The sequence below is a fragment of the Thermoplasmata archaeon genome, from assembly GCA_038851035.1.
Taxonomy (GTDB): Archaea; Thermoplasmatota; DTKX01; order VGTL01; family VGTL01; genus JAWCLH01.
In genome coordinates this window covers 16914-29199 of the sequence record JAWCLH010000033.1, presented here as the reverse complement: position 1 = coordinate 29199, position 12286 = coordinate 16914, and the positions used below count along the sequence as shown (strand labels likewise).

The 12286-nt window shown below is 59.4% G+C and carries 9 protein-coding genes; 7 read left to right on the top strand and 2 right to left on the bottom strand.

Going from position 1 to position 12286, the window contains the following annotated elements; all coding sequences use genetic code 11:
- Positions 1-177: 177 nt before the first annotated feature.
- Both QW379_09285 and QW379_09280 read right to left on the bottom strand, forming a co-directional pair.
- The gene (locus tag QW379_09285; protein MEM2870589.1) at positions 178-690 is read right to left on the bottom strand and encodes an ArsR family transcriptional regulator; all 513 of its coding nucleotides are present in this window, start codon (positions 688-690) and stop codon (positions 178-180) included.
- Positions 691-901: 211 nt separating this feature from the next.
- Positions 902-5896, bottom strand: a complete 4995-nt coding sequence (locus tag QW379_09280) for a fibronectin type III domain-containing protein (GenBank protein ID MEM2870588.1) — start codon at positions 5894-5896, stop codon at positions 902-904.
- 101 nt (positions 5897-5997) lie between these two features.
- Between QW379_09280 and rpl18a the strand changes: the two genes are divergently transcribed.
- The 7 genes from rpl18a to fabG all read left to right on the top strand — a co-directional run bounded on the left by rpl18a (position 5998) and on the right by fabG (position 12277).
- Positions 5998-6225, top strand: coding sequence for a 50S ribosomal protein L18Ae (gene rpl18a / locus QW379_09275; protein ID MEM2870587.1), 228 nt, complete (start codon positions 5998-6000; stop codon positions 6223-6225).
- 10 nt (positions 6226-6235) lie between these two features.
- Complete coding sequence (gene pfdA, locus QW379_09270) at positions 6236-6694, top strand: prefoldin subunit alpha (GenBank protein ID MEM2870586.1); 459 nt, start codon at positions 6236-6238, stop codon at positions 6692-6694.
- Between the two features lie 45 nt (positions 6695-6739).
- Positions 6740-7945 (top strand): signal recognition particle-docking protein FtsY, encoded by a 1206-nt coding sequence (gene ftsY / locus QW379_09265; GenBank protein MEM2870585.1) that lies wholly within the window; start codon positions 6740-6742, stop codon positions 7943-7945.
- A gap of 503 nt (positions 7946-8448) precedes the next feature.
- Complete coding sequence (locus QW379_09260; protein ID MEM2870584.1) at positions 8449-9330, top strand: RimK family alpha-L-glutamate ligase; 882 nt, start codon at positions 8449-8451, stop codon at positions 9328-9330.
- Positions 9331-9332: 2 nt separating this feature from the next.
- On the top strand, positions 9333-10799 hold the full coding sequence (locus tag QW379_09255) for a succinylglutamate desuccinylase/aspartoacylase family protein (protein ID MEM2870583.1): 1467 nt from the start codon (positions 9333-9335) through the stop codon (positions 10797-10799).
- 182 nt (positions 10800-10981) lie between these two features.
- Positions 10982-11473: a MaoC/PaaZ C-terminal domain-containing protein gene (locus tag QW379_09250; GenBank protein ID MEM2870582.1), complete on the top strand. Its 492-nt coding sequence runs from the start codon at positions 10982-10984 to the stop codon at positions 11471-11473.
- Positions 11474-11533: 60 nt separating this feature from the next.
- Complete coding sequence (gene fabG / locus QW379_09245; protein ID MEM2870581.1) at positions 11534-12277, top strand: 3-oxoacyl-ACP reductase FabG; 744 nt, start codon at positions 11534-11536, stop codon at positions 12275-12277.
- The last annotated feature ends 9 nt before the right edge of the window (positions 12278-12286 follow it).

Genomic DNA, 12286 nt, shown 5'->3' with positions numbered 1-12286 from the left:
ACCCCGATGATGGCGTTTATAAGGAAGTTGAGACCCGGGGAAAGGAGGATTTATCTCCGGAACCACCCGGAGGACAAAAGGTGATATATATTAGGACGAGAGGTACCTGGATTTCCCGAGGGCAACTACTTTCGGGATATTACAGGAAAAAGGCAGGCGCCGGAGCCGGAAGAAGCCCTAATCAGAGATTTTTTCGATTCTGTGGCCCCTGTACTCCAGTTTCACAGAGCGCTTGATAATGGCCTTGAGCTCGATGGGGCTCATGCCGAAGGCCTCCCCGATGTCGCCTGCGAAGCGCCCCGTGTCGCCGACCATGCTCAGTATTTTTTTCTCTAGCGCCGCGAACTCCTTCTCGGGCATCACGGCCGCGGACAGCACCTCACTGATTTCCTTTATTGTGCAGGTGGTGTTTATGTAGAACGACATGTAGTATGTGTGGTAGGCCTTCTCCGAGCCCGTGGGCCCGGAAACCCACTTTGTCTCGACGAGCTTCATCTTCTCGAAGAACTGGAGCGCCTCCTTCCCCTCCTTGCCGTATTTCTCCTCAATCTCCTTCATGGTGCGCCAGTCCTCCGAGACCTCCTTGAAGACGTCCCTCCTGACTTTGCTGTCGACCGCCCTCAGAATCGGCACAAGGTCGGTGGGGTCGTTGATGACCTTGATGCGCTTCGTCGCCGTTTCGCCAACCATGGCTCCCTGCCTCTCACAGCTTCTCCGTTAGGTCTGAGAAGGGGGTATGGGAATTGTATAATATAAGCCTATATATGCATAAATGCTCCCCGCGTGTTATTTCCGCATGTACCGCTACCCTCTGCGTGTGGAGGCGGGCGAGGGGCCGGTGTTTGCTCGTTCCTTGCGCGGCGCCCGAGTAGAACGGGGATTGTGGGCTGGTTCGAGCGAATCAGCGGCCGTGAAATTGACGCCTCCTAGCCGCGAGGGCGGCCGGGAGGAGGATGCTCAAACAAAGCAGGGCTGCGCCCACACCGAATCCGGGAACGAAGGCGCTCCCCCCCTCCCGCTTGGGTACTGGGTTTTGGACATTGATTTTGACTAGGACCTCCTGAGAGTAGTCCTGGCCATCGTACGCCCTGGCGTAGACTGTATGAATTCCCGCGGCGAGGTTGCGGGTGTCGAGCTCGTAGCTCCAGAAGCGCGTTCCCGAGGCTTTCTGCCACGCGCCTGTTGGGTCGAGCTTAACCTCGACCTTCTCGACCTTTTTATCGTCTTTAGCGGTTCCGGAGATCGTTACAGTGCCCTTTACTATTGAGTTGTTCAGGGGCTGCTCGATTTTGACAGTCGGCCTCTGGTTCGGTCTCTCCTGGACTGATATCGAGACCTCCGCGCTCGCGCTGAGCTCCCCGTCCGAGACGGTCAACCTGATGGTATAGTTGCCCTTGCTGAACGTGGTCTTGATGAGCGCGGAGGTGCCGAGGGTCTTGCCCTCGCGCACGTTCTCCCACAGATAGCTCATCCGGTCGCCATCGGGGTCATAGCTCGAGCGGCCGTCGAGTGTGACCAGCTCGTCGACGTAGAAGCTCTGCCTGTCCCTAGGTGCGTCTATCCTTGCCTCCGGGGGATTATTATAACGGAGTATCTCAACCCCTCTCTCTGCGTAGGCTGTGGCGCGTCTGTTGTCGGTGACCCTGAGCACCGCTGTGTAGCTCCCCTTTTCGGAGTAAACAGCCGTAGTGTTGGCATCGGTGGCCGACTCGAAATCGAAGACACCGTCGCCGTCGAAGTCCCATTCGTATTTCACGATATACCCGTCAGGGTCGATGGCTGTTCCGGAGAAGGGGATCTCCTCGCCGATGTAACCCTCCACAGCCTCCCCGGCGTACAGAATCACAGGCGGGATGTTGGGGGGTAGGGGTGGCTCGACGGTCACATTTACAGTGGCTTGGGATTGCCCACCCCTGTCGTCGGTGACCCTCAGGGTCGCTTGATAGAAGCCTATGGTCTCGTAGACGAAGCTCGTGTTGCCGTTGATGCCGCGGTAGTCCCAGACCCCATCGCCCTGAAAGTCCCATTCGTAGGTCGTCACATACCCATCGGGGTCCGTGGCGTAGGCCCAAAAGTAGGCCCTCTCCCCTGCAGTCACGGTCATGTCCTGGCCTGCATCGGCGATGGGAGGGATGTTGACGGTCAGGGTCTTCGCCCTCACCTCATTAGAGTAATTCACATGACCCGTCAAGTCCCTGACCTCTATCCTAAAGTAATGGACCGTGTTGGGTTTGAGGCCAGTCACATTGTAGGTGGTGGTGGAAGCGTGGGGTATGCTCGCGACCTTAGTGGCGTCTGACGGGGCGAATCCTGCGTAGGAGCCCCTGTGAACAATGTACTCCGCGAAGTCGGGGTCCCGGGTCTGTGTCCACTCGAGAAGAACAGAGCTCTCCGTGATCTCGATGGGGTCGGCGAGTACGGGGGCCACTGGCGGGAGGTCTGGCCCGAGCGTGGTCCCGCTGACCTCGTTCGAGTCATTAAATAGCTGGCCCGTGTCGTACACCCTCAGCCTGAAATAATAGGTCGTGTTGGCCTCCAGGTCCGAAACGGTCTGGACCACCCTCTCCTTTTCGAAAATCTGGGCCCTGAGCGTTCCGGGCTCTGGAGTGAACCCCTGGACCTTCGAGCAGTGGAGCTCGTACCGGGCGAAGTCCGGGGCCTCAGAGGCTGTCCACTCGAGCTGCATCGACCTCTCGGTCTCGTTGAAGGGTTTGTAGAGGACAACCGCTGGCGGAGGGCGGTTGGAGAGCGTCGTCCCGCTGACTTCATTTGAGTCCGCGTAGAGCTCTCCGGTGTCTCTGACCCTGACCTTGAAGTAGTATGTTGTCTCTGGCAATAGGCGCCCGACCTCCCAGTTGGTCCGGTCGCGCTCGACTATCGTCGCGACGGCGGTTCCGGCGGTTATATTGAAATTTGGCGTTGTCGAGGCATGGAGCTCGTACTGCTTGAAGTCGGGTTCGGGGCTCTCTGACCACTCCAGCCTCATCGAAGTCTCGGTGACGTCCGTCGGGGGCTGAAGCGCTACGGGAGATGGTGGCGCGTTGGGCGGCAAGGTGGTTCCGTTGACTTCTCCTGACAGGTTCCAGAGGCCTCCGGTGTCCTCGACCCTCAGCCTGAAGAAGTAGGTGGTGTTGCTGGAGAGGCCCGAGGCTGTGTAGGACGTTGTGGACTGGTTCTCGATGGTGGCGATAAGGGACTCGTTGCTCGGCTCGAAGCCGCTGCCGTTGCCCATGAATAGCGTGTACCGTGCAAAATCGCTATCATTATTCCTAGACCAACTTAGCGTCATCGAGCTTTCCGTGATATTCGACGGGGGATAGAGTACGGGGGCCTCTGGAGGTAGGTTTTGGGCCGCTGTGGTGGCGTTGACGCGGTTGGAGTCGTTGAATAGCCCCCCAGTGTCCCACGTCCTGACCCTGAAATAGTAATTGGTCGATGGCAAGAGGCCGGTGACGGAGAACTGGGTCGTGTTTTGGTCAGGGATGGAGGCGATTAAGGTGGACTGGGAGGGGGTGAAGCCCGGCTGGGTGGAGCCATGGAGCTCGTAGCGCGCAAAGTCTCCGTCGTTGTTCCGGCTCCAGGATAGCGTCATGGAGCTGTCGGTGACGGATGTGGGCGCATAGAGAGTCACAGCGGCCGGCGGGACGTTGCCGAGGAGAGTTGTGGCCCTGACGACATTCGAATCGGCGGAAAGGCCGGCGCGGTCGAGCACGCGAACCATGAAGTAATAAGTGGTTAATCTGGCAAGTCCAGTGACCAGGAGCCCGGTCCTTGACCTGTCTCCCGTCCACATTAGGAGCTTTGGAGCGCTGAAGTTCGACAGCGTGGACTGGTAGACCTCATACCTGCTGAAGTCTTTGTCCGGGTTCATCGTCCAGCTGAGCTCTAGCGCGTTATCGGTGATGTTGGTGGGCTCATGTAGGGTCACTGGAGTGGGGGGCGTGTTGGAGGTGTAGCGGAGGACCATTCCGTTCCACCCCGAGCAGAGGGTTGGCTCGCCCCGGGGACGGGAGGAAAGGCCCGTCAGGGGCTGGACGGTGGCGGCGGGCAGGAGGCGGGTCTCCCTGCGGGATTCGTTGAATAGAGCCGCGGTTCCGCCCTCGCCCACGACGAGGGCGTCGCCGGTGTCAGGGAGCCAAGAGACCGCAAGGAGGTTGGATGCGAGGGGCAGAGTGTAGCTCCTCCACTCACCATTCTCCTCTATCAAGCGGAGCTCCCCATTGTCGCAGGCGATGAGCGCAGGGGAGAAGGATATCGAGTTGAATACCGGGCCCTGCTGGACCACTCTGTTCAGGACCGAGACCATCATCCCGCTGCACCGCAGCATCACCTGCCAGCTCGTCCTGACCCATCCCGTTGGGCCCATCACCTCCCTCACGTCACCACCCACGATGTAGGCGTCTCCGTCCGAAGGATTGAAGGCCACATCGCGCAGGGTGTAGGTCGTCTCGCTTGGTACGGGGATGCTCTTGGTCCCGTCGAATCGGCGGATGGTGCCTGAATCCCCGACGATAAGGGCGTAGTCGCCCGAGGGACTCCAGGCGACGGCCCTGAGCGTCTGGACCGTTCCTGACTGGAGATTTGGCTCTATGTTCCCATTCCTGCTGTAGCGGACGAGCGAGCCGGCCTCTCCGACAATCAACGCGGAACTCCCGTCTGGCTTCCAGGCAACGTCATAGAACGAGGGCCGGGTGGTCTTGACGCGGACGAGGCTGATGTCCCACCCATTTCCGTCGTAGACGGCCACTAGCCCCCCCGCCCCCACAGCGAGCGCAAGGGTGCCGTCGGGGCTCCAGGCGACGGAGAACAGGGTCTCTGTGATTGTTCTTCGTGACAGCTCCTCCAGACTCAGTTCGTCATATATCCCGACGTAGCCCTCCTCACCCACTACAAGCGCCGCGGAGCCGTCGGGTCTCCAGGCCATCCGGTTGAGCGACGAGCGATGGGCGATGGACGATGTGAAGGCCCCATCTTGGGTGTACTTCCTTATCTCACCGTACATCAGCAAATACCCGAAAGCCCCGTCGGGTCTCCAGCTGACACCGGCGATGCCGAACGGCGGCAGTCCCTCATCTGCCACCCTTAGGCCAGTCCCGTTCCAGTATAGGAGCCTACCCCTAAGGGACCCCTGCGACGAAACATAAGTGGTCGATATTAAGGCCACGCTGGCAGTCGGGGAGAAGGCGACGTCGATGACTTGTGAAGAGGTGAGCTCCGTATCCACAGTCCTCAGGGTTTTGTTCTGGGAAGAGTAAATCAAGACCCGCCCTCCGGACGAGGAGGAGGGGTCGTCGCCGGCCACGAGGGCGTACACGCCCCCCGGCTCCCATGAAACGGAGCGCAGGACGAGGCTCCCACCGCTCGAAAGCGTTGTAACGCCCTCCCCTTCCACAAGAAGTACGGTCCGCCTCTCCCCCACAACCAATGCTAGGCCAGTTCGCTGATTGATGTCGATGCCTAGGAGGCTCTCTGTCGTGCCCGTAGGAATCTCTGTGAGGGAGCCACCGGAGTACCTGAGGAGCTTTCCGCCCGTGGCTGTGATTAGGGCGTAGCCACCGGGGTGCCAGGCCACGTCCGTGAAGCTAATAGTGGTGTTGGTATAGAGGGGCAGGAATTCGGTGCCGTCGTAGAGAATAAGGTTCCCTTGAGCGCCGGCGATGAGCGCGGTTTTTCCGTCAGGGGTCCAAGCAGCGGCGCTCAGGTCCGCACCCGTCGGGTAGGGGTGAACCCAGTCGAAGCGGCCGAAAGATTCGTCCAGATAGGGGGAGTTCTCCAGCTCTCCCTTCTGGGGAAGCACGGGGGCCGGGATGGAGCCAGAAAGAAGCCAGAGCACAGCAACAATCGCCAGCCGGGTTCGGGACATGCCTTTCACCGTCACACCACTGGCCTTTCTCATACCAAAGTGGTCATATAAAGATTGTTGTAATTTCAGGCAGATAGTATTTTAAATCGCTCACCCGATTAGGGCTGGCTGAGCGGGATGGGCGGGGTGGAAACATGAAGGCGTTCAGGGTCGCGGGGCGGTTCAGAATGGGCTCCTCGATCATGCGATTCGAGAAAGAGGTGGTGGCGGAGGGGAGGGAGGGGGCGGAGGAGAAAGTGTTCAAAGAATTGGGCAGTAAGCACAGGGCCAAGAGGCACGACATCAGAGTGGAAAGGGTCGAGGAGCTGGCGCCGGAGCAAGTGAGCGACGCGAGCGTTAGGATGCTGTTGATGGAGAAGTGAGGTGGGCCCGATGCCGGAGAGCAGGGAGGAGGAGCTGAGCAGGTCGCTGGAGGAGTTGGAGATGGCGAAGCTGAGGCTTGAGAGCCTATCGAGGCAGGCAGAGCTCCTCCAGGCGTCCCTGAGTGAGCATGCGCGAGCTATAGAGACCATCAGGGCGTTTTCGGCGCTGAAGGAGGGAACGGAGATTCTCATCCCGGTGGGTGCTGGGACATTCCTCCCTGCCCGGAGCGCGGGCGCAACCCATGCGATCGTCGGGATAGGGGCCGGAGTATCTGTTGAGAAGGGCACGGAGGAGGCACTGGCGAAGCTGGAAAAGGACGCCGCCGAGATAGAGCTTGCCCAGAAAAAGATAATTCAAGAGCTGAGAAATGTCGAGAAGCAGGCGGGACTCCTGAGCCAGAAAATTCAGACCCTCCAGCGGGAGCTTGAGGAAGGAGAAGCGGATAAGGGTTTGTTGGAGGAGGAGTAGCCGGGAGCGAGCCCGCTGCTAATCTCTCAATTCGAGGTTTGGTCGATGTTCCAATCGCTCAGGGAGAAGCTCGGGGCTCTCGTGAAGAAGCTCTCCACCGAGTACAAGGGGCTTGCGGATGAGGGCGAGTCATGCAGGGAGAGCGGGGGGACCGAATCGGGAGCACAGGGAGCCGAGGCCCGGGGGGCCGAAGGGAAGGGGGAGGGAGCGACCGCAGCGGCTCCGGCCAGAAAAGCGGTGAAAAAGGCCAAGGCGGCGGCGCGCGCGGCGGCATCCTCGAAGGGCGGAACCACCAGCGTCATCGCCTCATCGGCATTGTCCGGGGAACCATTCACCGAGGGGCTTCTGGGCAGGAGGCTTAGGGAGGGGAGGCTTGATGAAATCCTTGACGAGCTCGAGATGGCTCTGCTTGAATCCGATGTGGCGCTCCCGGTGGTCGAGGCAATACGGAAGCGTGTCAAGGACGAACTTGTCGGGCGGAAGGTCAGGCTCGGAGTCGATATTGAGGGTGTGGTCGGGGATGTGCTTAGGAGTGCAATCTCGGGCGTCCTCTCGGGCGAGCTCGCACCCCCCAGCACACGCCAGAGTCGCTTCCAGCCGCCCTACTTCAGCGAGTTTGTGGAGAAGAAGGAAAAGCCAGTGGTCATCATGTTTGTCGGCATAAACGGGACTGGCAAGACGACAACGATTGCCAAAATAGCCCACCTCCTGATGAAACAGGGCTACTCGTGCGTGATTGGCGCCGCGGACACTTTCAGGGCTGGCGCGATCGAGCAGCTCGAGAGACATGCCGAGAGACTCGGGGTGAAGCTGGTCAAGCACCAGCCTGGGAGCGACCCGGCTTCCGTCGCCTTCGATGCCATCGAGCACGCGAGGGCGAGGAAAAAGGACGTAGTCCTCATTGACACGGCAGGGCGGATGCAGACCGCCACTGGCCTGATGGAAGAGATGGGGAAAATAGCGCGGGTGGCGAAGCCGGACCTTATCATATATGTAGGGGACGCGCTGGCTGGCAATGACGCCGTGAATGAGGCGGTGGCGTTCAATAAAGCCGTTGGGATAGACGCCGTTGTCCTAACCAAAATCGACGCGGACGCGAAGGGAGGGGCGGCGCTATCGATAAGGTACGCCACGGGCGCGCCCGTGATTTTCGTCGGGACCGGCCAAGGCTACGACGACCTACAGCCATTCAGTCCCGGCTGGATGGTGGAGAGAATATTCGGAGCGGGTGAGGGGAAGGCGGGGGCCTGAGGAAGAAGGGGGAGGAGCCAGCCCGCCCATGGACGGAATCAAATCTATCACATCTCATAATCGACTCAGGCCTTCGCGATTTTCGCAGGAGGTACATAATCTCACGACCCATTTTTTGGTAGTATTCACCTTTTTATCGGATACATCCTGTTTAACTTAACCTACAGGATTGTACAATGATATCGCGATGATAATTCCCTTTGGTAACACATTCAGGCCTATTCTGTAATTACGTGTTGTTTAATTTTTATAAATATAACCAATTGCGGTATCGACCATCATTTTCTTTGGGGTTTCTAATGTCCTATTTTTTTTATTTATGCAAAAGCTTTGATGAAGAAGCTATGATATAAATTCGGATATATTTAGCCCGATAAGGGATGGTGGTGCCATCCGAGCAGGCCCCCCCGCCCCTCCCCGCCCGGGCCGTCGGGCACCTGGCCGGCCTGAGTAAGGTTTAATTGCGCGAAGTCGTATGCTGTCGATTCGGAGCCGTGGGTTGCGTGAAAATCGGCATCCTCTCCAGGGACCGCCAACTATACACGACCAAGCGCCTACTCTGGACCGCCAAGGAGCTGGGTCACGACCCAATATACCTCGACACCCTAAAGCTCTCTCTGATGGTGCGCAACTCGAGCTTCGAGGTTTTCTATGAGGAGGAGAATCTGGGCCCCGTGGACGTGATTCTGGGCCGAATTGGAGCCTCGATAACAGACTATGGTTTGGCGGTCATCAGGCATTTCGAGTTCAAGGGGGTACCGGTCGTCAACAGCTCCCAGAGCATCGCGGACTCAAGGGACAAGTTCAGATCCCTGCAGATACTCACGCGCCATGGCATCAGGGTCCCCGCGACCGTGCTCACCCGCTCGCCCGTTATGACAATGAAGTCCATAGATATCCTCGGAGGGCCGCCCGTGGTCCTCAAGATGCTCCAGGGCACCCAGGGCATCGGAGTAATGCTGGCCGAGAACCCAGCGGCCGCGGAGTCAATACTCGAGACATTCTGGGGCCTTGGCCACGACATCCAGATTCAGACCTTCGTGAAGGAGGCGAGCGGAACCGACATCAGGGCGTTCGTCATAGACGGCCAGGTGGTCGCATCGATGAAGCGGGAGTCGACCACGGGGGAGTTCAGGTCCAATATCCATCGTGGTGGCGAGGGGCGGCTGGCGATACTGAGTCCGGAGTTCGAGGAGACTGCGATAAAGACAGCCGAGGTCCTGGGGCTCAAGATAGCGGGTATAGATATGCTTGAGTCGAGCGAGGGACCGGTGGTGATCGAGGCAAACTCCTCCCCGGGCTTCGAGGGGCTGGAAAGGGCGACCCACAAGGACGTGGCAAGAATGATACTGGAGTTCCTGACTAGGTATGCCCGGGGGCTTTGAGGATGCCTCCAGCACGGGGAAGCTTCCAGCTTGGTGAGACGATCGTTCTTCCGGGTGAGACGAGGCATGTGCGGCTCCCGGTCAGCGAGTCCTACGTCTCCACGCTGGTCGAGATTCCCGTGACGGTGATCAACGGTCTTCAGGAGGGGCCGGTTCTGCTGGTGACGGCCGCCTCCCACGGCGACGAGTGCAACGGCACAGCCATAGTCCGAGAGCTGATATATGGGGTGGACCACAGCACCCTCCGCGGGGTCCTGGTGTGCGCGCCCGTGCTCAACCTCCCCGGCTTCCTGCGCAACGAGAGGAATCTTCCTGATGGGCGTGACCTCAACCGCAACTTCCCAGGAAAGCCCGACGGGAACTCCGCGCAGAGGATAGCGCACATGATATTCAACAAAATCGTGCTCAAGTGCAACTATGGGATAGACCTCCACACCGCGGGCAGGGGGAGGTCGAACATACTCCAAGTCAGAGGAGACATGACCAACCCGGAGGTCCGCAGGATCGCAAAGGCATTCGGAACAGAAATCGTCATAGACGAGCCCGGTCTGGACGGGACCCTGCGCAGAGCTGCGACGGAGGCGGGCGTCCCCACGATAACAGCCGAGGTCGGCGAGTCCCAGAGGTTCGAGAGGCCATTAGTAAGGGCCGGGCTGAAGGGCGTGATGAACGTGCTCTACGAGCTCGGCATGCTCAAGGGCAAGGTCCAGCCCCCTCTCTTTCAGGTCATAGTCAAGAAGACGGAGTGGGTCAGGGCAGACCGCGGCGGAATTCTCGAGATGTACACGAAACCACGGGCATTGTTAATGGAAGGCGAGGAGGTCTGCGCCATAACCAACCCCTTTGGAAAGGAGGTCTCGGTCGTCAGGGCCCCATTCACCGGTATGGTCGTGGGCATCACGAACTATCCAATGGTTTCCCCGGGCTTCCCGATATGCCACATGGTCAAGCTCGACAAGACCCTTGCCACGGTCGAGAATGCGCTCAGGCGTGAGAGAACGATGAAGAGAGGTGAGAGGCCTCCGGAGCCACTCGGCGAGGGGGCGGGGAGGGAGGAGGTGGTCGAAGAGAGTAGTGCGCTGGGGGAGGAAAACGCTAAAGGAGCGGGAGCGCAATCGGAGGAGGCGCCCTCGGCCTCTAAAGAAAGAGTTCAGATCGGCGGCGATGAAAAGATTGGAGGGAGAATCGAGAGAATCAAAACGATGAGGGGGGAGGAACAGAGCGGGATGGGGGCCGGGGATGCGGAGAAGGGCGGCATGGGTGTTGGCCCTAGGGAGGAGGGGGCGGGCGCGGGGAGGGCAGAAGGGGAGGAGCGGGGGACGGCGAGGGGAGAGGCAAGAGCAACGTCAGTTCGAGGGGAGGGGAGCGAGGCCGGCGAGAGTGCGGAGAGGGAGCAGGATCGCGAGGGCAGCAGCACGGAGTACTACGAGGACTATGACGAGGACGCAGAGCCCGAGGAAAAGGAGTGAGCCGCTCTTCTGTATGGAGGGGCTCCGGGCATCGATAGGCCAGAGGAACCGAAGGCGGGAGTGTCCGGGACCGGATCGAGAGCCCCGCAAACTTCTATCTGGACAACCTATTTATATCTTCAACCCATTGCGAACTCACCCGCGCCAACAGGAAGAGAGCACGTGGGTGGGCGGTCGGTGGTATGTCCTACAAGTTCCGGGGTAGATATTTCGACGACTTCAACGTTGGAGACGTCATTGAGACTGCGTCCAGAACCGTGACTGAGGCGGATGTGGCGTTCTTCGCCGGCCTCTCCGGGGACTACAACCCCCTCCACACAGACGAAGAGTTCATGAAGGGGACACCTTTCGGTGGTCGCATCGCCCACGGGATGCTCATCGCTTCGATCGCGACAGGTCAGGCCAACCAGCTCGGTGTCTTTGAAGGCACATCGCTCGCCCTTCTGAGCATGACTCTCAAATTCATGGGCGCTGTTAAATTTGGAGACACCGTCCGCACCGTGCTTACCTGTCGTGAGAAAAAGGAGTCCAGCAAACCCGACAGGGGGACCGCCACCTTCGATGTGAGGGTCCTCAATCAGAGGGGCGAGGTTGTGGTCGAGAGCGAGTGGATTGTTCTCCTAAGGAAGCGGCAGGCAGTGGAGAGGATGGGTGCCTCGGTGGGCACGGGCTGAGGGCGAGAGGCGGCCTGGTTGGGCATTCAGGTAATGATGGGCACATAGGGGGATGAGGGAATGAGGCTCAAGGACAGGGTTGCGATTGTGACGGGTGGTGCGAGTGGAATCGGAGAGGCGACCTGCGTTCGGTTCGCGCAGGAGGGTGCGAGGGTCGTGGTTGCTGATATTGACCTCGCTGGAGCGGAGATGGTGTGCGCTAAAATAAAAGAAGCGGGCGGGCGCGCCGTCGCGGCAAGGGTGGATGTGAGGAGCGCGGCCGACGCCAAGGCCATGGTCGAGGCCGCCCTAAAAGAGTTCGGCCAGCTGGACATTCTGATTAATAATGCGGGTATTAATCGTGACGCGATGGCGAAAAAAATGACTGAGGAGCAATGGGACACGGTGGTGGATGTCAACCTTAAAGGGACTTTCCTATGCTCACAAGCGGCCGCGGTCCCGATGATGGAAAGGAGATATGGAAGAATCGTCAACACATCTTCCATCGGCGCTCTTGGTAACATTGGCCAGGCCAACTACTCGGCCTCGAAGGCCGGTGTGATCGGCCTCACAAGGACCCTCGCGCTGGAGTTCGCGAGATATGGCATAACCGTGAACTGCGTCGCACCCGGCGCCACAAAGACCCGGATGACCGCTGGAATTCCCCCGGACATTGCCTCGAAATTCATTGAAAGCATACCCCTAAAGCGTTTCGCCGAGCCATCGGAAATCGCGAGCGCCCATCTCTTCCTCGCCAGCGACGAGGCCTCCTATATCACTGGACAGGTGCTTTTCGTCGACGGGGGAATAAGCGTCGGGCTCTGAAGGGAAGGG